Annotated in this window: 21 protein-coding genes and 1 rRNA gene; 9 read left to right on the forward strand and 13 right to left on the reverse strand. The window is 61.0% G+C overall.

Features of this window, described 5'->3' with window-relative positions:
- Positions 1-99: 99 nt before the first annotated feature.
- The 3 genes from cueR to BFP89_RS16395 form a co-directional block, all read right to left on the reverse strand.
- Positions 100-501, reverse strand: a complete 402-nt coding sequence (cueR, locus tag BFP89_RS16385; RefSeq protein ID WP_065886496.1) for a Cu(I)-responsive transcriptional regulator — start codon at positions 499-501, stop codon at positions 100-102.
- Positions 498-2690 carry a heavy metal translocating P-type ATPase gene (locus BFP89_RS16390; protein ID WP_065886497.1) on the reverse strand — a complete coding sequence of 731 codons (2193 nt, stop codon included), beginning with the start codon at positions 2688-2690 and terminating at the stop codon, positions 498-500. The genes cueR and BFP89_RS16390 overlap by 4 nt, the downstream gene beginning before the upstream one ends.
- An 82-nt stretch (positions 2691-2772) precedes the next feature.
- A complete protein-coding gene (locus BFP89_RS16395) occupies positions 2773-3144 on the reverse strand; it encodes a hypothetical protein (RefSeq protein ID WP_065886498.1) in 372 nt (123 codons plus the stop codon).
- 146 nt (positions 3145-3290) lie between these two features.
- On the opposite strand from BFP89_RS16395, the gene BFP89_RS16400 reads away from it, so the two are divergent.
- Together BFP89_RS16400 and BFP89_RS16405 are read left to right on the forward strand one after the other, a co-directional pair.
- Positions 3291-3482: a heavy-metal-associated domain-containing protein gene (locus tag BFP89_RS16400; RefSeq protein ID WP_065886499.1), complete on the forward strand. Its 192-nt coding sequence runs from the start codon at positions 3291-3293 to the stop codon at positions 3480-3482.
- An 85-nt stretch (positions 3483-3567) separates the two neighbouring features.
- On the forward strand, positions 3568-4761 hold the full coding sequence (locus BFP89_RS16405; RefSeq protein ID WP_065886500.1) for a multidrug effflux MFS transporter: 1194 nt from the start codon (positions 3568-3570) through the stop codon (positions 4759-4761).
- A gap of 8 nt (positions 4762-4769) precedes the next feature.
- Here the strand turns inward: BFP89_RS16405 and BFP89_RS28960 are convergent, their stop codons facing one another.
- From BFP89_RS28960 to BFP89_RS16415, 3 genes are all read right to left on the reverse strand, one after another.
- Positions 4770-4943 (reverse strand): hypothetical protein, encoded by a 174-nt coding sequence (locus BFP89_RS28960; RefSeq protein ID WP_163001561.1) that lies wholly within the window; start codon positions 4941-4943, stop codon positions 4770-4772.
- A gap of 145 nt (positions 4944-5088) precedes the next feature.
- Entirely contained in the window at positions 5089-6102 is a 1014-nt protein-coding gene (locus BFP89_RS16410) for a zinc-binding alcohol dehydrogenase family protein (protein ID WP_065886501.1), read from the reverse strand.
- Positions 6103-6242: 140 nt separating this feature from the next.
- Positions 6243-6536: a putative quinol monooxygenase gene (locus BFP89_RS16415; protein WP_065886502.1), complete on the reverse strand. Its 294-nt coding sequence runs from the start codon at positions 6534-6536 to the stop codon at positions 6243-6245.
- Between the two features lie 117 nt (positions 6537-6653).
- Between BFP89_RS16415 and BFP89_RS16420 the strand changes: the two genes are divergently transcribed.
- The 3 genes from BFP89_RS16420 to BFP89_RS16430 all read left to right on the forward strand — a co-directional run bounded on the left by BFP89_RS16420 (position 6654) and on the right by BFP89_RS16430 (position 9872).
- Positions 6654-7580 (forward strand): LysR family transcriptional regulator, encoded by a 927-nt coding sequence (locus tag BFP89_RS16420; RefSeq protein ID WP_065886503.1) that lies wholly within the window; start codon positions 6654-6656, stop codon positions 7578-7580.
- 137 nt (positions 7581-7717) lie between these two features.
- Positions 7718-8419 carry an ArsR/SmtB family transcription factor gene (locus BFP89_RS16425; RefSeq protein ID WP_065886504.1) on the forward strand — a complete coding sequence of 234 codons (702 nt, stop codon included), beginning with the start codon at positions 7718-7720 and terminating at the stop codon, positions 8417-8419.
- An 82-nt stretch (positions 8420-8501) separates the two neighbouring features.
- Positions 8502-9872, forward strand: coding sequence for an MFS transporter (locus tag BFP89_RS16430; RefSeq protein WP_065886505.1), 1371 nt, complete (start codon positions 8502-8504; stop codon positions 9870-9872).
- Positions 9873-10009: 137 nt separating this feature from the next.
- Here the strand turns inward: BFP89_RS16430 and BFP89_RS16435 are convergent, their stop codons facing one another.
- Complete coding sequence (locus BFP89_RS16435; RefSeq protein WP_043051475.1) at positions 10010-10963, reverse strand: adenosine deaminase; 954 nt, start codon at positions 10961-10963, stop codon at positions 10010-10012.
- A 193-nt stretch (positions 10964-11156) separates the two neighbouring features.
- Between BFP89_RS16435 and BFP89_RS16440 the strand changes: the two genes are divergently transcribed.
- On the forward strand, positions 11157-12248 hold the full coding sequence (locus tag BFP89_RS16440) for a calcium:proton antiporter (protein WP_065886506.1): 1092 nt from the start codon (positions 11157-11159) through the stop codon (positions 12246-12248).
- 124 nt (positions 12249-12372) lie between these two features.
- Here BFP89_RS16440 and BFP89_RS16445 read toward each other — a convergent pair whose 3' ends face one another.
- The 6 genes from BFP89_RS16445 to BFP89_RS16470 form a co-directional block, all read right to left on the reverse strand.
- On the reverse strand, positions 12373-13731 hold the full coding sequence (locus tag BFP89_RS16445; RefSeq protein WP_065886507.1) for an 8-oxoguanine deaminase: 1359 nt from the start codon (positions 13729-13731) through the stop codon (positions 12373-12375).
- Positions 13732-13969: 238 nt separating this feature from the next.
- Positions 13970-14656: an SDR family oxidoreductase gene (locus tag BFP89_RS16450; RefSeq protein WP_057726414.1), complete on the reverse strand. Its 687-nt coding sequence runs from the start codon at positions 14654-14656 to the stop codon at positions 13970-13972.
- Positions 14657-14713: 57 nt separating this feature from the next.
- The gene (locus tag BFP89_RS16455; RefSeq protein WP_065886508.1) at positions 14714-15295 is read right to left on the reverse strand and encodes an IMPACT family protein; all 582 of its coding nucleotides are present in this window, start codon (positions 15293-15295) and stop codon (positions 14714-14716) included.
- Between the two features lie 12 nt (positions 15296-15307).
- Positions 15308-15967 carry a TetR/AcrR family transcriptional regulator gene (locus tag BFP89_RS16460; RefSeq protein ID WP_065886509.1) on the reverse strand — a complete coding sequence of 220 codons (660 nt, stop codon included), beginning with the start codon at positions 15965-15967 and terminating at the stop codon, positions 15308-15310.
- A gap of 87 nt (positions 15968-16054) precedes the next feature.
- Positions 16055-17449 (reverse strand): uracil-xanthine permease family protein, encoded by a 1395-nt coding sequence (locus tag BFP89_RS16465; RefSeq protein WP_065886510.1) that lies wholly within the window; start codon positions 17447-17449, stop codon positions 16055-16057.
- Between the two features lie 87 nt (positions 17450-17536).
- Complete coding sequence (locus tag BFP89_RS16470) at positions 17537-18457, reverse strand: LysR family transcriptional regulator (RefSeq protein WP_065886511.1); 921 nt, start codon at positions 18455-18457, stop codon at positions 17537-17539.
- A 126-nt stretch (positions 18458-18583) separates the two neighbouring features.
- Here BFP89_RS16470 and BFP89_RS16475 point away from each other — a divergent pair, with 126 nt between their 5' ends.
- From BFP89_RS16475 to BFP89_RS16485, 3 genes are all read left to right on the forward strand, one after another.
- A complete protein-coding gene (locus BFP89_RS16475) occupies positions 18584-19933 on the forward strand; it encodes an aspartate aminotransferase family protein (RefSeq protein WP_065886512.1) in 1350 nt (449 codons plus the stop codon).
- 39 nt (positions 19934-19972) lie between these two features.
- Positions 19973-21466, forward strand: a complete 1494-nt coding sequence (locus BFP89_RS16480) for a CoA-acylating methylmalonate-semialdehyde dehydrogenase (protein WP_065886513.1) — start codon at positions 19973-19975, stop codon at positions 21464-21466.
- 570 nt (positions 21467-22036) lie between these two features.
- Positions 22037-23573, forward strand: a 16S ribosomal RNA gene (locus BFP89_RS16485).
- Positions 23574-23647 lie beyond the last annotated feature (74 nt).

Consider the following 23647-nt stretch of genomic DNA (forward strand, 5'->3'; position numbering starts at 1 on the left):
TGTGAGAGGGGGCTTGCCCCCGATGGCGGTGTGTCAATCAACACATGCCTGGCTGACAAACTGCCAGCCCCCTCCCACATTGGATTTATGTGCAACCAGTCAGGTGCAGCACTTGCCTGACGCCAATTCCTTGAGAATCGGACAATCCGGCCGGTGGTCGCCCTGGCAGTGTTCCACCAGGTCCTGCAACGTATCGCGCAGTTGCTCAAACTCGCGAATCTTCTGATTCAACGCCTCGACATGCTGGCGCGCCAGGGCTTTCACGTCGGCGCTGGCGCGTTGGCGGTCCTGCCACAAGGTCAGCAACTTGCCGACTTCTTCCAGTGAAAACCCCAGGTCCCGCGAGCGTTTGATGAACGCCAGGGTGTGCAGGTCGTCTGCACTGAAGAGGCGATAACCACTCTCGGTGCGATGAGCGGCCTTGAGCAGGCCGATGGATTCGTAGTAGCGAATCATCTTCGCGCTCAGCCCGCTTTGGCGGGCGGCTTGGCCGATATTCATGGGCGTTGATCCTCCAGGTCCTTGGGTTTCCAGGTTTTCAGCAGCAGCGCATTGCTCACCACACTGACGCTGGACAACGCCATCGCCGCGCCTGCCAGCACCGGGTTGAGCAGGCCGAAGGCCGCCAGCGGGATGCCGATCAGGTTATACACAAAGGCCCAGAACAGGTTCTGGCGAATTTTTGCGTAGGTCTTGCGGCTGATCTCCAGGGCCGCCGGCACCAGGCGCGGGTCGCCGCGCATCAGGGTGATGCCGGCGGCGTGCATGGCCACATCGGTGCCGCCGCCCATGGCGATGCCGATATCGGCCGCAGCCAGGGCCGGTGCGTCGTTGATGCCGTCGCCGACCATGGCCACCACGCCGGTTTTTTTCAGTGCGGTCACGGTGGCGGCTTTGTCGGCGGGCAGCACTTCGGCGTGGACATCTTCGATGCCCAGGGCCTCTGCGACCACCCGCGCGCTGCCGCGATTGTCGCCGGTGAGCAGGTGGCTGCTGATGTGCTGGGCCTTGAGTTGCTGCACGGCGTGCAGTGCGCCGGGCTTGAGCGTGTCGCCAAACGCGAACAGGCCCAGCACGCGCGGATGTGCGCCTTGTTCGATCAGCCAGGACAGGGTGCGACCTTCGGCTTCCCATTCAGTCGCGCGCTGACTCAGCGGGTCGGCGCCAAGGCCGGTTTCTTCCAACAGGCGTCGATTGCCCAGGGCCAGTTGCCGGCCGTCCAGGGTGCCGGCGATGCCGCGTCCGGTCAGGGACTGGCTGGCACTGACGTCAGCCGGGTGCAGCTCCTGTTCGTCACAGGCATCCAGCACCGCCTTGGCCAGCGGGTGCTCGCTGCCACGCTGCAGGGCTCCCGCCTGTTGCAGCAGGCGCGACGTGTTGCCGTCCACCGCCGCCAGATGGGCGATTCTCGGCGCGCCCGAGGTGAGGGTGCCGGTCTTGTCGAACACCACGGCGCTCACCGCATGGGCATGCTCCAGCGCCTCGGCGTCCTTGATCAGAATGCCATGGCGCGCAGCGACGCCGGTGCCGGCCATGATTGCCGTCGGCGTCGCCAGGCCCAAGGCGCACGGGCAGGCGATCACCAGCACCGCGACCGCGTTGATGATTGCGCTCTCCAGGGGCGCGCCGTACAGCCACCAGCCCGCGAGGGTGAGCAACGCCACTACCAGCACCGTCGGGACGAATACCTGGCTGACTTTATCCACCAGTTTCTGGATCGGTGCCTTGGCGGCCTGGGCGTCCTCGACCAGGCGGATGATCCGGGCCAGCACGCTTTCCGCGCCCAGGGCCTGGGTACGCACCAGCAGGCGACCTTCACCGTTGATCGCGCCGCCGGTGACCCGGTCGCCCGGTTGTTTCGGCACCGGCAGGCTTTCGCCGCTGATCAGCGCTTCGTCGGCATGGCTTTGGCCATCGAGAACTTCGCCGTCTACCGGGAAGCGTTCGCCTGGCTGGACCCGTACCAGGTCACCGAGCTTGAGCGCAGTGATGGCGACCTCTTCCTCACGCCCCTGCAACACGCGCACCGCCCGCTCGGGGCGCAAGGCTTCGAGGGCACGAATGGCGCTGGCGGTCTGGCGCTTGGCGCGGCTCTCCAGGTATTTACCCAGCAGCACCAGTGCGATCACCACGGCCGAGGCTTCGAAATACAAATGCGGAGCGGGCCGGGTGAGCCATTGATAGACGCTCAGGCCGTAGCCGGCACTGGTGCCGATCGCCACCAGCAGGTCCATATTGCCCGCGCCGGCGCGCACGGCTTTCCAGGCGGCCCGGTAAAAACGCGCACCGAGGATAAATTGCACCGGTGTCGCCAGGGCGAACTGCACCCAGGCGGGAAGCATCCAGTGCAGGCCGAAGGGTTCGACCAGCATCGGCAGCACCAGGGGCAATGCCAGTACGATCGCCAGCATCAGCGCCCAGCGTTCGCGATGCAGGTGCCGGGCTTGATCGGCCTGGGTGGCGGTGTCGGCCTGGGGCAGGCTGGCGGTGTACCCGGCTTTGTCGACGGCGGCGATCAGCACGCCGGGGTCCATCTGGCCGATTACCTCAATGTGGGCGCGTTCGTTGGCCAGGTTGACGCTGGCACGTTGCACCCCCGGCACCTTGCCCAGCGCACGCTCCACACGGCCGGCGCAACTGGCGCAGGTCATGCCGCCGATGGGCAAGTCAAAGGTGGTGGTTCCATTCATGGGGCAGTCCTCCGCAAGACAGTGCCCCCAGCATCAACCTTGACCTGTGGGTAAGGTCAAGTCCCAGCTTACAAGTCCCAGCTTAATAGCCCAGCTCGGCGGCTTTGAGGTACATGCCGTCCGGGCCCTGGGCAATCCGCAGCTTGCGCACGTCGCCGGCCTTGAGCGTGATGTTCTGGGCGGGCGGGGCGAGCATGCCGGGCAGACAGCCCGGCGATTGCCCCGGCAGCAGTTTCAGGCGCAGTGACACATTGCCGGCAGGCAGGTTGAATGAAGTGGACTCTTCCTGAAACAGGCGGCCGGCCAGTTGATCCTGGATATACAGGCCGATTTCACAGGAAGTCGGCACTTCCAGGCGCTCCCGGGAAATGATCAGCACCGCGTAGTCTTCAGCGGCGGGCGCAACGGCAGAAAAACTCATCAGGCCGGCAAGGGCAAAAAAAGACCAGCGCATGGCGAATGCTCCGTGGGTCACATCGATAAAGTTGAAGCTTGGCCGACGTCGCCGCCGAATACCAGCCCGGCCGACGTTTCTGAAACTTGACCTTGCCATCGTGGCAAGGTCGAGACTGGGTTCAACCTCATCCAAGGAGTCTTGTCATGCAAATATTCAATGTTGAAGGAATGACCTGCGGCCATTGCGTTCGGGCGGTGACCCAGGCGGTGCACAGCCAGGATGCAGATGCCGAGGTGACGGTCGATCTTGCGGCGAAGCAGGTCAGGGTGCAAAGCCAGCTGGAGCGCGAAGCGATCGCACAGTTGATCAAGGAAGAAGGCTACACCGTGGTCTGATTTTTAATAGTTAGCGAGCTATCTTAATGTTCAAGGCACCCAAGCGCGGCTAGACTGTCGGGCTGCCGACTCACTTGGGTGCCTGATGAACCTTCGCATTATTCTGATCCTCGGCGCCTTGAGCGCCTTTGCGCCGTTGGCGATCGACTTTTACCTGCCGGGCTTTCCGGCCATCGCGAGCGCTTTTGCCACCGACGAAAAACATGTCCAACTGACCCTGGCGGTGTATTTCGCGGGGTTGGCCATCGGCCAATTGATCTACGGCCCGCTGGCCGACCGCTTTGGCCGGCGCGTGCCGCTGCTCAGCGGTGTGACGCTGTTCACCCTCGCGTCCTTCGCCTGTGCCTATGCGCCGTCCCTGGAATGGCTGATCGGTGCGCGCTTCGTGCAGGCGCTCGGCGGTTGCGCGGGCATGGTGATTTCGCGGGCGGTGGTGAGTGACAAATGCGACGCCGTGGGCTCGGCCAAGGTGTATTCGCAACTGATGCTGGTCACAGGCCTTGCGCCCATCCTTGCGCCGCTGGCGGGTGGGCTGATGGTGGGGCTGTGGGGCTGGCAGTCGATTTTCCTGGCGCTGTCGCTGTTCAGCGTGATGGCGGCCATTGCGGTGGCGGTGGGCTTGCCGGAAACCTTTCCGGCGCATCAGCCGCGTCAGCCGTTGTCTGGCTCGTTGCGCCGCTACGGCGCGCTGTTGTCGGACCGGGTTTACCTGGGCTACGCCCTGACCGGTGGCATCTCGATTGCGGGGATGTTTGCCTATATCGCCGGTTCACCGTTCGTCTTCATCAAACTGTATGGCGTGCCCGCCGAGCATTACGGCTGGCTGTTCGGTTCCAATGCCGCCGGGTTTATCCTGGTGGCGCAGTTGAATGCGCGGTTACTGGCCAAGCGCGGCCCGGCGTTTCTGCTCTCGCGGACGGTGTGGGTTTACGTGGCGGCGGCGCTGACGCTGCTTGGGATTGCAGCGCTGCGCACCGAGGCCCTGTGGCCGTTACTGGTACCGTTGTTTATCTGTATCGCCAGCCTGGGTTGCATTCTGCCCAACACCTCGGCGTGCGCCATGAACGGGCAAGGCGCACGCGCCGGCAGCGCCTCGGCCTTGCTCGGGTGCATTCAATTTGGTGTGGCGGCGGGGGCGGCATCGTTGGTCGGGGTGTTGCACGACGGCACGGCCATGCCGATGGCGATGGTCATCAGCCTGTGCGGGGTACTGGCGGTGACGATTGCGATGGCCACCCTGCGCCTGCAACGGGCAAGGGCCTTGCAGGCGCAGGTCTGAAGAGCCGATCAGCCGGCGGCGCGTTGCTGGCTGAGTGGAAAGCGGTGGGGGGCCTGGATGCGGGTTTGCAAGGTGTCGGCGAAGGCACGGGCCTCGGCTTCGGTGTGAAAAATAATCGACCGCTGGTCCAGGCGGACCTCCCACTGGGATTTTTTTGCTAACGCTTTTATCAGGATCTTCATTGCTGACTTCCTCACGTAAAAGAATCGTGGCAAAGGCGGCCAATATAAACCCGTATGCGCTCACAGAGATGACAAAGGTCAACTCTCGGACTAATGGTGTCGTCCATTACTTACATAAGTAACAGACGACACTGACAGCCGTTTTCTAGAACCCCTCTAACACGATCTTGCCCTTGGCCTTGCCGCTTTCCAGCAGCGCGTGGGCACGGCGCAGGTTCGCCGCATTGATCACGCCAAAATGCTCGCCGAGCGTGGTTTTCAAGGTGCCGGCGTCGATCAGCGCGGCCACGCGGTTTAGCAGGTTGTGCTGCTCGATCATGTCCGGGGTCTCGAACATTGAGCGGGTGTACATGAACTCCCAGTGCAGCGACAGGCTCTTGCGCTTGAGCGAGCTCACGTCCAGCGCCTTGGGGTCGTCGATCAACGCCAGCTTGCCCTGGGGCTGCAGGGCTTCTACCAGTTGGTCCAGGTGCAGGTCGGTCTGGGTCAGGCTGGCGACGTGGGTCACTTGCGGGTGACCGGCGTGTTTGAGTGCCTCGCTCAGCGGCTGGCTATGGTCGATCACCAGGTCGGCGCCCAGGGCCTTGGCCCATTCCTGGGTCTCCGGGCGCGACGCGGTGCCGATGACTTTCAGCGCGGTGAGCTGGCTGGCCAGTTGGGTCAGGATCGAGCCCACGCCGCCCGCTGCGCCGACGATCAACAGGCTCTGGCCCTGGTCCTGTTTGCCCTCGGCTATTTGCAGGCGTTCGAACAGCAGCTCCCAGGCGGTGATGGCGGTCAACGGCAGCGCCGCGGCTTCGGCAAAGCCCAGGCTCTTGGGCATATGACCGACAATGCGTTCATCCACGGTGTGCAATTGGCTGTTGCCGCCCGGGCGCACCAGGGAGCCGGCGTAGAACACCTTGTCGCCGGCCTTGAACAGCGTCACTTCGCTGCCGACCGCCTTGACCACGCCGGCCACGTCCCAGCCGAGCACCTTGGCGGCGCCGTTTTCCGGAGCGACGTTCTGGCGCACCTTGGTGTCCACCGGGTTGACCGAGATGGCTTTGACTTCCACCAGCAGGTCACGCGGCCCGGCGACGGGTTCTGGCAGTTCGATGTCTTGCAGGGCGTTCACGTCGCTGATGGGCAGGGAGGTGTAATAGGCGATGGCTTTCATGATTTCTCCGGGGTAAATACGGGCAATGCAGGCGCGAGCTTGCTCGCGAAAATCGTTAACGAGGACGCAATATTTCTGGTTGAACACGTCGTTCTTGCGTTTTTCGCGAGCAAGCTCGCTCCTACAGAAATAGGGGATGGTCAGGCTAGAAACTTCAGGCGCTTGAGTTCGAAGTGTTCGATCACGTCGGCGGCCTTGGTCCGGAACGCCTGGATATGCGCACTCTGGTCGTGGTCGGCCAGGGCCGCGTCGTCGCTCCAGCGCTCGAGCATGTAGAACGTCTCGGGATGTTGCAGATCCTGGTGCAGGTCGTACTGCTCACAACCGGCTTCCAGGCGCGTCGGCTCGAGCAGACCGCGCAGCAGGGTTTCCAGGGTGGCCTGTTGGCCGGGCTTGGCGATCAGCGTGGCGATCACGTTAAAGGCGGTAGACATATCAACTCCTGGTCGATAGGGAACGGGATGGCCAGATGATTGGCTATTTCCAGCACGGATAAAAGCGGCTAAAACAAAGGTCTGTTTCAATAGAAAATTGATAATCGGCGGAAATTGATGGTGCGCTTTGATGATTTGCAGTTGTTTGTCCGGGCAGCGGACCTGGGCAGTCTGTCGGCGGCCGCACGGGTCATGGACCTGTCCCCGGCGGTGGCCAGCGCTGCGTTGAAGCGCATAGAACAACAGCTGGGTGCGCGTTTGCTGGCACGTTCCACCCGCAGCCTGCGCTTGACCGCCGAAGGTGAGGGCTTTCTCACCTATGCCCGCGCCGCGTTGAGCTCACTGGATGAAGGGCGACGCCTGTTGGCGAGTGGGCAGGACCATGTCAGCGGCATGCTGCAACTGTCGGCGCCTTCGGATTTCGGTCGCAACCTGCTGTTGCCCTGGCTGGATGATTTCCAGCGTGAATACCCGCAACTGAGCGTGCGCCTGCTGCTGGGGGATCGCATTGCCGACCTGTACCGCCAGCCGGTGGACATCGCCTTGCGCTATGGCGAACCCGAGGATTCCAGCCTGGTTGCGCTGCCCATCGCGCCGGAAAATATCCGGGTGCTGTGCGCGGCGCCCAGTTATCTGGCCCGCCACGGCGAACCGCGGCATCTGGAGCAACTGGCCCAGCACAATTGCCTGCTCTACATGCTCGCTGACCGGGTACACGACCATTGGCGTTTTTATGACGGCAAGCGCGAGGTCAGCCTGACGGTTTCCGGCGATCGCGTCAGTGACGACGCCGACGTGGTGCGCCGCTGGGCGGTGGCCGGCGTCGGCATTGCCTACAAGTCCTGGCTGGATGTGAGTACCGACGTCGTGGCCGGGCGTCTGCGCTTGATCCTGCCGGAGCTGCGCGGTGAGCGTACCCCGCTCAACCTGCTGTGCGCGCACCGTGCGCAGTTGAGCAAGCCCGTCAACTTGCTGCGGGAAATGCTCGTGTCCCGTTGTGCGACATTGACGAAGCAATTGTCGGAGCGATTCGCTGGGAAGTAATGGCCTCCAGCAAAGCAGGACATTTCCCTCAAGTGCTGTCCGCATTCAGTCTGTAAGACGTGATGGAACCGGCTGTTTTGGCCCCTATACTTTGGCGCCAACCGCAGCAGAAAAACGGTTCAACGGGGAGTCGAAAGATGGAACAGGCACCATGTATCAGTCGTATCGCCAGCTTGCTTGCCGAGCCCAAGCGCACCGCAATGCTGTGGGCATTGATGGACGGTTCGGCGAAATCTTCAGAGGAGTTGGCGACGTTCGCCGGGCTGTCACCGGCGTCGGCCAATGCCCATCTGGCGCGGTTGACCGGCAGCGGCTTGCTGCGGGTCGAAGCGCGCCGGGGCAAACGGCTGTTTCGCGTGGCGGCGGCCGATGTCAGTGCCGCCATCGACGCGCTGGCGACGACCACCATGGCGAGTGCGGCGCGCGCCGCGCCGGATGTTCAGCTCCCCGCGTTGCAGACCCCGCCGCTGGTGCGTCGCGCCCGCGTGTGCCACGACCATCTCGGCGGTGAACTGGCGGCCGGGCTGTATCAACGGATGGCGCAGGCAGGCTGGATCCAGCGCTACGAACAACGTACCGAAGTGACGGTCAAGGGCACCCGGCATCTGGCGGAGCTGGGTATTTTCATCCAGGCATTCTCGTCGCCGTTGGTGTGTGACTGTTTCGACTGGAGCCAGCAGCAACCGCATGTCGGCGGTGCGCTTGGCGCCGGGCTGTTGCGGCTGTTTTTGCAGTCGAACTGGGTGAGTGCCATCGGCGAGTCCCGGGCCTTGGCTGTCAGCGACGCCGGGCTTGTGCACATCAACCGGTTGGCCGCACTGCAGGAGCGTCGCTCCTAGTTTCGGTCAGGTCGCATCCAGCAATCGCCAGGGCAGACGATGCCGCACACTCGGCCAGGGTTTTTTCACACTTGGGGGGGGCATGGGGATGCAGGACTATAGCGCAGCAGAGCGGCTGGAACGGTTGCCCATCAGTGGTTACCACCGAATCATTTTCATCATCATTGCCCTGGCGTTTTTTTTCGACTCCATGGACCTGGCAATGATGACGTTCCTGTTGGGCTCGATCAAAGCCGAGTTCGGCCTGAGTACGGCCCAGGCCGGGTTGCTGGCCAGTTCGAGTTTTTTCGGCATGGTGGTCGGTGCTTCGCTCTCGGGGATGCTCGCTGATCGCTTCGGGCGCAAGCCGGTATTTCAGTGGAGCATCGTGTTGTGGGGCGTCGCCAGTTACTTGTGCTCGACGGCGCAGACGGTCGAGACGCTGACCCTGTTTCGCATCCTGCTGGGCATTGGCATGGGCATGGAGTTTCCGATCGCACAATCGATGTTGTCCGAGCTGATTCCGGCAAAGCGGCGCGGGCGGTATATCGCGTTGATGGATGGTTTTTGGCCGCTGGGGTTTGTCGCTGCCGGCGTGCTGTCTTACTTCCTGCTGCCGGTGGTGGGTTGGCGCGACATCTTCCTGGTGCTGGCGGTGCCGGCGATATTTGTACTGGCCATCCGGTTTTTTATTCCGGAGTCGCCGCGCTGGCTGGAACAGGCCGGGCGCCACGAGGCGGCGGACAAGGTATTGCTGGGCATCGAGCAAAAGGTGCGCGACTCCCTCGGGGGCGCCGAATTGCCGCAGCCTGTTGCCTTGCCGCGGGTGGCGAGTACGCCAGGCACGTTCTTCTCGGCCTTCCAGCAGTTGTGGTCGGCTCAGTACCGTCAACGCACGATGATGATCTGGAGCGTGTGGTTCTTTGCCCTGCTCGGGTTCTACGGACTGACGTCGTGGTTGAGTGCGTTGCTGCAGCAGTCAGGCTTTGCCGTGACGCAATCGGTGTATTACACGGTCATCATTTCCCTGGGCGGGATCCCCGGTTTTCTGATGGCGGCGTGGCTGGTCGAGCGTTGGGGGCGCAAGCCGGTATGCGTGGTGACGTTGCTGGGCGGCGGGGTGATGGCGTTTTTGTATGGGCAGAGCGCGGTGTTCGGCGGCAATGTCGGACTGCTGGTTACGACCGGTTTGTTGATGCAGTTCTTTCTGTTTGGCATGTGGGCGGTGTTGTACACCTATACGCCGGAGCTGTATCCGACCTCGGCGCGCGCAACGGGGTCCGGGTTTGCCTCGGCGATTGGTCGCGTGGGGTCATTGCTGGGGCCACTGGTCACCGGGCTGGTGTTTCCGATAACCGGGCAGGGCGGGGTGTTTGCCTTGGGCGCGCTGTGTTTTGCGGTGGCGGCGCTGGTGGTGTGGGTGTTTGGGATGGAGACCAAGGGCAAGACGTTGGAGGAGTTGTCTGAAGTCTGACAGACAATATTAAACCCCTGTGGGAGGGGGCTTGCCCCCGATAGCGGTGTATCAGTCAATACATGTCTGTCTGACAGACTGCAATCGGGGGCAAGCCCCCTCCCACATTTAGCGTTCATTCATTCAGTAAATAGCGGTCAAGGCTTGACCAATCGCGCATCCAGGCTGTTTTGCGCCAGGCGTTTGGCCTGGTCCTGGGTCATGCCCAGGGACGTGTACAGCGCGTGGAAGTTCTCGGTGACATAACCGCCGAAGTAGGCCGGGTCGTCCGAGTTCACCGTGACCTTCACCCCACGCTCAAGCATGTCGAGGATGTTGTGCTGGGCCATGTCGTCGAAGACGCACAGCTTGGTGTTGGACAGCGGGCACACGGTCAGCGGGATCTGCTCGTCGATGATGCGTTGCATCAGGCGCTCGTCTTCGATGGCGCGCACGCCATGGTCGATGCGCTGGATTTTCAACAGGTCGATGGCTTCCCAGATGTACTCGGGCGGGCCTTCTTCGCCGGCGTGGGCGACGGTGAGGAAGCCTTCGTGACGGGCACGGTCGAACACGCGCTGGAATTTGCTCGGCGGGTGACCCATCTCGGAACTGTCCAGGCCCACGGCGACGAACGCGTCACGGAACGGCAGCGCCTGGTCGAGGGTTTTCTCCGCTTCGGCTTCGCTCAGGTGGCGCAGGAAGCTGAGGATCAGGCCGCTGGTAATCCCCAGTTGCTGCTCGCCGTCCTTGAGCGCGGCAGCGATACCGTTGAGCACCACTTCGAAGGGCACGCCTCGGTCGGTGTGGGTTTGCGGGTCGAAGAAGGGTTCGGTGTGAATCACGTTCTGGGCTTTGCAGCGCAGCAGGTAGGCCCAGGTCAGGTCGTAGAAATCCTGGGAGGTACGCAGCACGTCGGCGCCCTTGTAATACAGGTCGAGAAACTCTTGCAGATTGTTGAAGGCGTAGGCCTTGCGCAGGGTTTCGACGTCGTTCCACGGCAACGCAATCTTGTTGCGTTCGGCCAGGGCGAACAGCAACTCAGGCTCCAGCGAGCCTTCCAGGTGCAGGTGCAGTTCAGCCTTGGGCAGGGCGTTGAGCCAATCGTACATAGCTAAAATCTCATCAGGTGCAATCGCGGCATTCTACAGGCCATGGCTGAAATAATCGGCAAAACCTGACCAGCAGGAGAGTATTTGATTTATTCGCCCAAGTTCGACGTGAACTAAGGTGTAACGAAACGTTAGCGGCGTGGCGCAGTCTGTACCCCAACGATGACTGATTTGCCGTACATAAAGGCCCCCCATGCTCACTTCTCTCAAGCAAGAAAAATTCATGCTGCTGGCGCTGATTGCCGCCGTTGCCGCCTACCCGCTGGAACACTGGATGCTCCACAGTGGGCAGATGGTGGCGTTGCTCGCCGGTCTCGCCTTGATTGCGTTTATCGTGATGGCGTCGATGCGCGTGGCCCACCATGCCGAACAACTGGCGGAAAAGGTCGGTGACCCCTACGGCACCATGATCCTGACCCTGGCCGCTGTGCTGGTGGAAGTGGTGATCCTGGCGATCATGATGAGTAACGAGCCTTCACCCACGCTGGTGCGCGACACCATCTATTCGGCGGTGATGCTCGATATCAACGGCATCCTCGGCCTGGCCGCGCTGATGGGCGGCATCAAGCATGGCGAGCAGTCCTACAACGATGACTCAGCACGCACCTACAGCGTGATGATTCTCACCGCCATGGGCGTGTCGATGGTGGTGCCGGAGTTTATCCCCGAGGCCGACTGGAAAATTTACTCGGCCTTCACCATCGGCGCGATGGTGGTGCTCTACACCTTGTTCCTGAGAATGCAGGTAGGCCCGCACAGTTATTTCTTCAGCTACAGCTACCCGGAAAAACGCCGCAAGAAATCAACCGAGCAAGAGCACGAGCAGCCCGTAAACCTCGCGTTCTCGATCGGCACCCTGGTGTTTGGCGTGATAGTGATTGGTGCGTTGGCCGAGGTGATGTCCAAGACCCTCGACCTGGGCCTGGAGGGCACGGGCGCCCCACCGGTGATCACCGCGATCGTCGTGGCGGCTATTTCCGCCGCGCCGGAAATCCTGACGGCATTGCGCGCCGCCTTGGCCAATCGCATGCAGTCGGTGGTGAACATCGCGCTGGGTGCGTCGCTGTCGACGGTGATCCTGACGGTGCCGGTGATGGAAGCCATGGCGCTCTACACCGGCCAGCCATTCCAGATGGCGATGACGCCGGTGCAGACAGTGATGGTGTTTATTACGCTGATCGTCAGTGCGATCAACCTCAATGATGGCGAAACCAATGCCATCGAGGGCATGACGCATTTCGTGCTGTTTGCGACCTTTATCATGCTGTCGCTGCTGGGGTTGTAAAGCACCATAAAACCAAATGTGGGAGGGGGCTTGCCCCCGATGGCAGTGGGTCAGCCAGCTTATATAGGACTGACACACCGCCATCGGGGGCAAGCCCCCTCCCACATTTTGGACTGTGCTTGGTTTAGATTCCGGCGATCAACTGACGGGCCGCCCGGGTGTGATCGGCGATCAGAGCTTTCAGGTCGAGGCCTTCGACTTGACCGTCGATTACCCGCCATTGACCTGCAATCATCACCCGGTCCGCTCGATCGGCACCGCACAGCAGCAGCGCTGAAATCGGATCGTGGCTGCCGGAGAAGCGCAACTCATCGAGTTTGAACAGCGCCAGGTCAGCCTGTTTGCCTACCGCCAACTCTCCAATATCCGTACGGCCCAACAACTGCGCCGAGCCTTTGGTCGCCCAGCCCAACACACCTTCAGGGGTGATTTTTTCTGCGCCGTAACGCAGGCGCTGGATGTACAGGGCCTGGCGCGCTTCCAGAATCATGTTCGAAGCGTCGTTGGAGGCGGAACCGTCCACGCCCAGGCCGAGGGGGGCACCGGCGGCGAGCAGGTCGAGGGTCGGGCAGATACCGGAGGCCAGGCGCATATTCGAACTCGGGCAATGGCAGATGCCCGTACCGGCAGCGCCCAGGCGTGCGATTTCATCCGGGTTGAAGTGAATGCCGTGGGCCAGCCAGGTGCGCGGGCCGAGCCAGCCGACGCTGTCGAGATAATCCACGGTGCGCAGGCCGAAACGTTGCAGGCAGAAGTCTTCCTCGTCGAGGGTTTCCGCCAGATGCGTGTGCAGGCGCACGTCGAGCGAGGTGGCCAGTTCGGCACTGGCGCGCATGATTTCGGGGGTAACGGAAAACGGCGAACAGGGCGCCAGGGCAATCTGGATCTGCGCGCCGTCGCCGCGCTCGTGGTATTCACGGATCAGGCGTTGGCTGTCGTCGAGAATGACCTGGCCCTGTTGCACGGTTTGCTGCGGCGGCAGGCCACCCTCGGCTTCGCCCAGGCTCATGGAACCGCGGGTGAGCATGGCGCGCATGCCCAGCTCGCGTACGCTGTCGACCTGCACATCAATGGCGTTTTCCAGGCCGTCGGGGAACAGGTAGTGGTGGTCCGCTGCCGTGGTGCAACCCGAGAGCAGCAATTCCGCAAGGGCCACTTTCGACGCCAGGGCGAGTTTTTCCGGGGTCAGTCGGGCCCAGACCGGATACAGGGTTTTCAACCAGGGAAACAGCGGCTGGTTGACCACCGGTGCCCAGGCGCGGGTCAGGGTCTGGTAGAAATGGTGGTGCGTGTTGATCAGCCCGGGCAGGACGACATGCTCGCGGGCATCGAACACCTGCGCACAGGGTTGTGCAGGTGCTTGCCCTTGGGCCAGCACCTCGGTGATGACGCCGTCTTGCAGCACCAGGCCGCCACGGGCATCGAGGCCATTGGCGGTGAAAATCGCGAGGGGATTTTTTAACCAGATACGGGTCGCAGGCATTGGCCGGCTCCTCTGAATGATGGGTTCAGGTTTGCCAGCTCAGTGTTGCCCTGTCTGCTGATCCAGGGTCGCCGGTGAAGGCGAGGTGGGTAGATTACGTGTCGGTCCATGTGCAGGCAAGCGGACGCGGTCAGTGTGGGAGGGGGCTTGCCCCCGATAGCGGTGGGTCAGCCAATTTATATATGACTGATACACCGGCATCGGGGGCAAGCCCCCTCCCACAGGGTAATCGGTGTATCTACCAGGCGATGGTGTCGCCCTTGTAGTCCACAAAATGATGGCCGCCCTTGCCGGTGTAGGCATTTACCTGGTCCACCAGGCCACGCACGCTGGTCTCGACGTCGATGTGCGCATTTTCGCCGCCCATGTCGGTTTTCACCCAGCCCGGGTGCAGCGATAACACCGTCGGCTTGTGCTCGCCCAGTTGGGTGATAAAGCTGTTGGTCATGGAGTTGAGCGCCGCCTTGCTGGCCTTGTACAGCGCCATGTCCGAACCGTCGGGAATGGTGACGCTGCCCAGCACCGAACTCATGAAGGCCAGCACGCCGGTGTCCTTGCGGATCTGCCCGACAAAACGCTGGGCCAGGTTGATCGGAGCCACGGCGTTGGTGAAAAACAGTTGGCCGACTTCCGCCAGGGTGGCGTGCCCCGGCTCCTGGTTCGCGGGGCCCTTGACGCCGGCATTGACGAACAGCAGGTCGAAGGTGCGGTCTTTCAGGCGTTGGGCCAGGGCGATCACGGCTTGCTGATCGTCCATGTCGAGTTTTTCGATCTGCACCGGGCCAACGGCTTTCAGGGCGTCGGCCTTGTTCGGGTCACGCACGGTGGCGGTCACGTCCCAGCCGTCCTGGAGCAGTTGCTTGACCAGGCCGAGGCCCAGCCCGCGCGAGGCGCCGATGATCAGTGCGGTTTTTGGCGTAGACATGAAAAGCTTCCTTTGGAGTCGCGGTTCAGGGAGTTGCGGTGAGCAACAGTAGCAGTTTCAGCGTTGCAGCAGGATACGTCCCCGGCTCAGGTCGGCGAGTTGGGTTTGCAAGGTGTCGATGTGGGCTTCGCCCAGGGCCAGTTGCAGCTCCACGCCGTTGGCGGTGAAGGTTTCTTCCACGACGAGCCCGTCCAGTTCGGCAACGCGCAGTTTCAGCAGGTTCAATTCGGAGAAACCGCAGGCGCACCTCAGCGGTACACGACTGATCAGCTCGATGCGCTCGGCATTCTGCAGGCATTTATTTGCGCCGCCGCCGTAGGCACGGGCGAGACCACCGGTGCCCAGTTGAATCCCGCCGTACCAGCGAATCACCAGCACGACGACCTGATCAAACCCTTGCGCCTCGATGGCCGCCAGGATCGGCCGCCCGGCGGTGCCGCCGGGTTCGCCGTCGTCGTTGCTGCGGTATTGGTCGGCCAGTTTCCAGGCCCAGCAGTTGTGCGTCGCGTTGAAGTCGCTGTGCTGCTCGATAAACGCCTGGGCGTCGTGCGCGCTGGTAATCGGCGCCGCCAGGGTGATAAAGCGGCTTTTGCGTATTTCTTCACGAAATTCGCAAAAGCCTGTGAGCGTGAATGGCATAAGTCGCTTCGTTCAGGGGGCCGGCTTGATGCCGCAGCCTTTGAGAATAATGTGGATCAGGTTGGTGCCGGCGTCCTCCATGTCCTGCTTGGTCAGCTTGGTGCGACCGGTGACGCGGCAGATCTGGGTGGCGAAGTCGGCATAGTGCTGGGTGCTGCCCCACAGCAGGAAGATCAGGTGCACCGGGTCGATGGGGTCCATCTTGCCGGCATCGATCCAGGCCTGGAACACGGCTGCACGGCCGCTGAACCAGGCGCGGTAGTCCTGGCTGAAATATTCGGTGAGGCATTCGCCGCCGCTGATGATCTCCATGGCGAAGATCCGCGAGGCCTGTGGCTGGCGTCGCGAGAATTCCATCTTGGTGCGGATGTACCGGGAGAGGGCCACGGCCGGGTCGTCCTCGGCGGTCAGCGCGTTGAACGTGCTGTCCCACAATTCGAGAATATTGCTGAGCACCGCAATGTACAGGCCCAGTTTGTTGGTGAAGTAATAGTGCAAGTTGGCTTTGGGCAGCCCGGCACTCGCCGCGATGGTGTTCATGCTGGTGCCCTTGTAGCCATGGCGCGCGAATTCATCCTCAGCCGCCTGGAGAATCGCTTGTTCGTTCTTTTGCCGAATGCGGCTGGCGGGTTTACCGGCGTGGTTGCTGTGGGCAGGAACTTCGAGGCTCATGGAGGTTTCCGTGCTGATCGATGGGGGCGACGTGTGCACAGATAACCCACCCTCAAGCCTCAGACAAGTGTTGATGCAATAAAACCGTCAAAGCGATTCCAGGGAGTCGCTTTCGGGCGTGGGGTTTGTAACGGCGTGGACGGTTTTGGCCTCGGGTAACAGCAGGCACAGCACAATGGCGGTCAGCCCGCCGCTGGTGATGGCGGAGTCGAACAGGTTCTGCACCAGGGTTGGCATCAAGTGCAGCAGGTTGGGCTGGGCGGCGATGCCCAGGCCGACACCGAAGGCGGTGGCGATGATCAGCATGCTGCGTCGATCCAGCGGCGCCTGGGCCAGGATGCGTACACCGGCTGCGGCGACGCTGCCGAACATGACCAGGGTCGCACCGCCCAGCACCGGTTTGGGGATTTGCTGCAACACCGCGCCGATCATGGGAAACAACCCAAGGCATACCAGCACCACGCCAATGTACAAGCCGACATAACGGCTGGCCACGCCGGTGAGTTGGATCACCCCGTTGTTTTGCGCGAAGGTGGTATTGGGGAAGGCGCTGAACGTGGCGGCGATCATGCAACTGACGCCATCCCCGAGCACGCCGCCTTTGAGTCGGCTTATATAAGACGCACCGCTGATGGGTTGGCGGGCGATCATGCAGTTGGCGGTGAGGTCTCCGACGGTTTCGATGCTGCTGATCAGATAAATCAGCGCGATGGGCAGGAAGGCGCTCCAATCGAAGTTGAAACCAAAGCGAAACGGTACGGGCAGGCTGATCAGAGGCACGTCGGGTAATGCCTGGGGCACCAGCTTGCCACTGAACCAGGCGGCGAGGCTGCCGAGCGCCAGGCCGATGATGATGGCCGAGAGGCGTACCCAGGGCGTATTCGAGCGGTTGAGCAGGATGATCGTCAGCACCACGAACAGGCCCAGGGCCAGGTTGATGGGGGCGCCGAAGTCGGGGGCGTTGAACCCGCCGCCCAGATCGGTGATGCCGACTTTTATCAGGCTGATGCCGATCAGCGTAATCACGATCCCGGTCACCAGGGGCGTGATGACCCGGCGCAGTTGACCGATAAACCGGCTCAGCACGATCTGCACCAGGGCGCCGAAAAAGCACACGCCGAAAATCATCGCCAGGATGTCCTCAGGGCTGCCGCCGCGTTGCTTGACCAGGAAGCCGGCGGACAGCACCGCGCCCAGGAACGCAAAGCTGGTGCCTTGCAGGCAAATCATCCCGGCGCCGATACCGAACGGCCTGCGCGCCTGGATGAACGTGCCGACGCCGGAGACCATCAGCGCCATGCTGATCAGGTAGGGCAGGTGCGCGGTGAGGCCCAGGGTGGAACCGATGATCAAGGGCGGCGTGATGATCCCGACGAACGCGGCCAGCACATGTTGCAGGGCGGCCAGCAGGGCGGGCAGTGGTTTGGGGCGATCATCGAGGCCGTAGATCAAGTCGTTGGGGCTGGAGGATTCTGGTGGCATGGCGGGTCAACTCGGGGCGGACAGTTCAAGGTCCTTGTGCCTTGCAAAAAACTGTCCACCTGCTCAGCTTTTTGTGCAAGGCCCGTGTTAGCGCGTTGCCGCCAGGCTCTCCAGAAAGCTTTCCAGCACCAAATGGGGGCGACGGCCCTTGCGCGTGACCGATGCCAGGCTCAAATCGTAAAACCGTGTAGCCGGTTTCAGCGCGCGCAGTCGGCCTTGTTGTACCCAAAGGTTGGCGTAATGGTCGGGCAGGTAGCCGATATAGCGCCCGGTGAGGATCAGGAACGCCATGCCCTCACGGTCCGAGGCGCTGGCGGTGCACGTGAGCGCCTGGTAATGGGCCTGGATCTCGGCGGGCAAGCGGAAGGTGGGGGCGATGGCGTCCTGGCTGTCGAGGCGCGCGTCGTCCAGTTGCTTGTCGTCGGCATAAAACAGTGGATGACCGACCGCGCAATAAAGCAGCGAGCGCTCGCTGTACAGCGGTTGGTACTCCAGGCCAGACAGCGCGCTGGCCTGGGGCACCACGCCGACATGCAGACGGCCGTCGAGGACACCTTGCTCGACTTCACTGGGGGCGATCATGCGGATTTGAATTTGCACATCCGGGCCACGTTCCTTCAATTGCGCCAGGGCGTGGGTGATGCGCATATGGGGCAGGGTGACGAGGTTATCGGTCAGGCCGATGATCAGCTCTCCGCGCAAGTGCTGGTGCAGGCCATTGACTTCGGTGCGAAAACTTTCCAGCGCACTCAACAGTTGCAACGCCGACTGATAGACCTCGCGGCCTTCTTCCGTCAGCGAGAACCCCGCGCGGCCGCGTTGACAGAGCCTCAGCCCGAGGCGTTGTTCCAGGTCGCTCATTTGCTGGCTGATGGCCGAACGACCAATCCCCAGTACGGTTTCCGCCGCCGAAAAGCCACCACACTCCACCACGCTGCGAAAGATGCGCAGCAGGCGAATATCAAAGTCGCTGACCTGGGCCAAGGGGTCGGGGCGACGGCTGCTCATAGTTTAGTGAAGTCCTGACTGAAGGTTAGAAGAGTTGGATTTCACCGACTTTATCCCCGTGGCAATTTAGCTGCAACTACGCTTTTTTCAATCCCGACGCTACCTTTGCCTTGCGAGGTTTTGCTGATGAACATGCCGGAAAACGCCCCATCATCCCTGGCCAGCCAACTCAAGCTGGATGCTCACTGGATGCCTTATACCGCCAACCGTAACTTTCAGCGCGATCCGCGCCTGATCGTGGCCGCCGAAGGCAGCTGGTTGACCGATGACAAGGGGCGCAAGGTCTACGACTCGCTGTCGGGCCTTTGGACCTGCGGCGCCGGGCATACGCGCAAGGAAATCCAGGAGGCGGTGTCCCGGCAGTTGGGCACCCTGGACTACTCTCCGGGCTTCCAATACGGTCATCCGTTGTCCTTTCAACTGGCGGAAAAGATTACCGACCTGACCCCAGGCAACCTCAACCATGTGTTCTTCACCGACTCCGGCTCCGAGTGCGCCGATACCGCCGTGAAGATGGTGCGCGCCTACTGGCGCCTGAAGGGCCAGGCCACCAAGACCAAGATGATCGGCCGCGCCCGTGGGTATCACGGTGTGAACATTGCCGGTACCAGCCTGGGCGGCGTCAACGGTAACCGTAAGCTGTTTGGTCAGTCGATGATGGACGTCGACCACCTGCCGCATACGTTGCTGGCGAGCAATGCCTTCTCCCGTGGCATGCCGGAGCAGGGCGGTATCGCATTGGCCGATGAGTTGCTCAAGCTGATCGAACTGCATGACGTATCGAACATCGCTGCGGTGTTTGTCGAGCCGATGGCCGGTTCCGCAGGCGTGTTGGTGCCGCCACAGGGTTACCTCAAGCGTCTGCGCGAGATCTGCGATCAGCACAACATCCTGTTGGTATTCGACGAAGTGATCACCGGTTTCGGGCGCACCGGTTCGATGTTCGGCGCCGACAGCTTTGGCGTGACCCCGGACTTGATGTGCATTGCCAAGCAAGTCACCAATGGCGCAATTCCGATGGGCGCGGTGATTGCCAGCAGCGAGATCTATCACACCTTCATGAACCAGGCGACGCCGGAGTACGCGGTGGAGTTTCCCCACGGCTACACCTACTCGGCGCACCCGGTGGCCTGCGCGGCCGGACTCGCGGCACTGGACCTGCTGCAAAAGGAAAACCTCGTGCAGAGCGTAGCCGATGTCGCACCGCACTTTGAGAATGCGCTGCATGGCTTGAAGGGCAGCAAGAACGTGATTGATATTCGTAATTACGGTCTGGCCGGAGCCATCCAGATTGCGCCGCGTGACGGGGATGCCATCGTGCGTCCGTTCGAGGCCGGCATGGCGCTGTGGAAAGCCGGTTTCTACGTGCGCTTTGGCGGCGACACCCTGCAGTTCGGACCAACCTTCAACAGCAAGCCGCAGGACCTGGATCGCCTGTTCGATGCGGTCGGTGAAGTGCTGAACAAGATCGACTGATTTCTCCTTCTATATAGAACAACTTTTCAGGAGCCCTGCATGAGCCTTATCCAGCATTTGATCAACGGTGAATTGGTCAATGACAGCGGTCGTAGCGCCGATGTGTACAACCCGTCCACCGGCCAGGTCATTCACCAGGTACCGTTGGCCAATCGCGAGACCATTCAACAGGCGATTGACTCGGCCAAGGCGGCGTTCCCGGCCTGGCGGAACACGCCTGCGGCCAAACGGGCGCAGGTGATGTTTCGTTTCAAGCAGTTGCTGGAGCAGAACGAAGCGCGTATCTCGCAGCTGATCAGCGAAGAGCACGGCAAGACGTTGGAGGATGCCGCCGGTGAGTTGAAGCGCGGGATTGAGAACGTTGAGTACGCGTGCTCGGCGCCGGAGATTCTCAAAGGCGAATACAGCCGCAACGTCGGCCCGAACATTGATGCCTGGTCGGATTTCCAGCCGCTGGGCGTAGTAGCGGGCATTACGCCGTTCAACTTCCCGGCGATGGTGCCGTTGTGGATGTATCCGCTGGCGATTGTGTGCGGTAACTGTTTCATCCTCAAACCGTCGGAGCGTGATCCGAGTTCGACGTTGCTGATCGCGCAATTGTTGCAGGAAGCGGGTCTGCCCAAAGGCGTGCTGAGCGTGGTGCATGGTGACAAGGGCGCGGTGGATGCATTGATCGAGGCGCCCGAGGTAAAAGCGCTGAGCTTTGTAGGATCGACGCCGATTGCCGAGTACATCTATTCCGAAGCGACCAAGCGCGGCAAGCGCGTGCAGGCACTGGGCGGCGCGAAGAACCATGCCGTGCTGATGCCGGACGCGGACCTGGATAACGCTGTCAGCGCCTTGATGGGCGCAGCGTATGGCTCCTGCGGTGAGCGCTGCATGGCGATCTCGGTGGCGGTGTGTGTGGGTGACCAGGTGGCGGATGCGTTGATTGCCAAGCTGGTGCCGCAGGTCAAGGCGCTGAAGATCGGTGCGGGCACCACCTGTGGTCTGGACATGGGGCCGCTGGTGACGGGGCAGGCGCGGGATAAGGTCAGCGGCTATATAGAAGAAGGCGTGTCGGCGGGTGCCGAGTTGGTTGTTGACGGTCGTGGCTTGAGCGTCCTCGGGCATGAAGAAGGGTTCTTCCTCGGTGGCAGCCTGTTCGATCGCGTGACCCCCGAGATGCGGATCTATAAAGAAGAGATCTTCGGGCCGGTGTTGTGCGTGGTGCGTGTGGCCAGCCTGGAAGCGGCGATGCAGTTGATCAACGACCATGAGTACGGCAACGGTACGTGCATCTTTACCCGTGACGGTGAGGCGGCGCGTCTGTTCTGTGATGAAATCGAAGTGGGCATGGTGGGGGTCAACGTGCCTTTGCCGGTGCCCGTGGCTTATCACAGCTTTGGTGGCTGGAAGCGGTCGCTGTTTGGCGACTTGCATGCCTATGGGCCGGATGGGGTGCGTTTCTATACCCGTCGCAAGGCGATCACCCAGCGTTGGCCGCAGCGGGCCAGTCATGAAGCCTCGCAGTTTGCTTTCCCCAGTTTGTAAGGCGGGATAAGTGGAAGGCCGGCCCCTTGGGGCCGGCCTTCGCGTTTTCCGGGGTTTTTGACTTATATGACAGAAATGTGAAAAAGAAGGTTGACGGCAGATTCTGTACGCCTATAATTCGCCCCACTTCCGGCGCAGTCGAAACGGAAAACTCCTTGGTAAACAATGAGTTAAGCAGTTTTCGGCAGCAGGTCGCTTCAGTTCATCGAAGCCAAAAGGACGTTGAAAAAGAGGTGTTGACAGCAGCGTGTAACGCTGTAGAATTCGCCTCCCGCTTACGAGAGATCGCAAGCGCAAGTGGTTGAAGTTGTTGAGGAATTCTTCGAAAACTTCTGAAAATAACCACTTGACAGCAAATGAGGCTGCTGTAGAATGCGCGCCTCGGTTGAGACGAAACATCTTAACCAACCGCTCTTTAACAACTGAATCAAGCAATTCGTGTGGGTGCTTGTGGAGTCAGACTGATAGTCAACAAGATTATCAGCATCACAAGTTACTCCGCGAGAAATCAAAGAATAACCAACGATTGCTGAGCCAAGTTTAGGGTTTCTTAAAAACCCAAAGATGTTTGAACTGAAGAGTTTGATCATGGCTCAGATTGAACGCTGGCGGCAGGCCTAACACATGCAAGTCGAGCGGTAGAGAGAAGCTTGCTTCTCTTGAGAGCGGCGGACGGGTGAGTAAAGCCTAGGAATCTGCCTGGTAGTGGGGGATAACGTTCGGAAACGGACGCTAATACCGCATACGTCCTACGGGAGAAAGCAGGGGACCTTCGGGCCTTGCGCTATCAGATGAGCCTAGGTCGGATTAGCTAGTTGGTGAGGTAATGGCTCACCAAGGCGACGATCCGTAACTGGTCTGAGAGGATGATCAGTCACACTGGAACTGAGACACGGTCCAGACTCCTACGGGAGGCAGCAGTGGGGAATATTGGACAATGGGCGAAAGCCTGATCCAGCCATGCCGCGTGTGTGAAGAAGGTCTTCGGATTGTAAAGCACTTTAAGTTGGGAGGAAGGGCAGTTACCTAATACGTGATTGTTTTGACGTTACCGACAGAATAAGCACCGGCTAACTCTGTGCCAGCAGCCGCGGTAATACAGAGGGTGCAAGCGTTAATCGGAATTACTGGGCGTAAAGCGCGCGTAGGTGGTTTGTTAAGTTGGATGTGAAATCCCCGGGCTCAACCTGGGAACTGCATTCAAAACTGACTGACTAGAGTGTGGTAGAGGGTGGTGGAATTTCCTGTGTAGCGGTGAAATGCGTAGATATAGGAAGGAACACCAGTGGCGAAGGCGACCACCTGGACCAACACTGACACTGAGGTGCGAAAGCGTGGGGAGCAAACAGGATTAGATACCCTGGTAGTCCACGCCGTAAACGATGTCAACTAGCCGTTGGGAGCCTTGAGCTCTTAGTGGCGCAGCTAACGCATTAAGTTGACCGCCTGGGGAGTACGGCCGCAAGGTTAAAACTCAAATGAATTGACGGGGGCCCGCACAAGCGGTGGAGCATGTGGTTTAATTCGAAGCAACGCGAAGAACCTTACCAGGCCTTGACATCCAATGAACTTTCCAGAGATGGATTGGTGCCTTCGGGAACATTGAGACAGGTGCTGCATGGCTGTCGTCAGCTCGTGTCGTGAGATGTTGGGTTAAGTCCCGTAACGAGCGCAACCCTTGTCCTTAGTTACCAGCACGTCATGGTGGGCACTCTAAGGAGACTGCCGGTGACAAACCGGAGGAAGGTGGGGATGACGTCAAGTCATCATGGCCCTTACGGCCTGGGCTACACACGTGCTACAATGGTCGGTACAGAGGGTTGCCAAGCCGCGAGGTGGAGCTAATCCCACAAAACCGATCGTAGTCCGGATCGCAGTCTGCAACTCGACTGCGTGAAGTCGGAATCGCTAGTAATCGCGAATCAGAATGTCGCGGTGAATACGTTCCCGGGCCTTGTACACACCGCCCGTCACACCATGGGAGTGGGTTGCACCAGAAGTAGCTAGTCTAACCTTCGGGAGGACGGTTACCACGGTGTGATTCATGACTGGGGTGAAGTCGTAACAAGGTAGCCGTAGGGGAACCTGCGGCTGGATCACCTCCTTAATCGACGACATCAGCTGCTCCATAAGTTCCCACACGAATTGCTTGATTCATTGAAGAAGACGAAAGAAGCAGCC

The sequence above is a fragment of the Pseudomonas sp. 31 R 17 genome (assembly GCF_900004915.1).
GTDB lineage: Bacteria > Pseudomonadota > Gammaproteobacteria > Pseudomonadales > Pseudomonadaceae > Aquipseudomonas > Aquipseudomonas orientalis_A.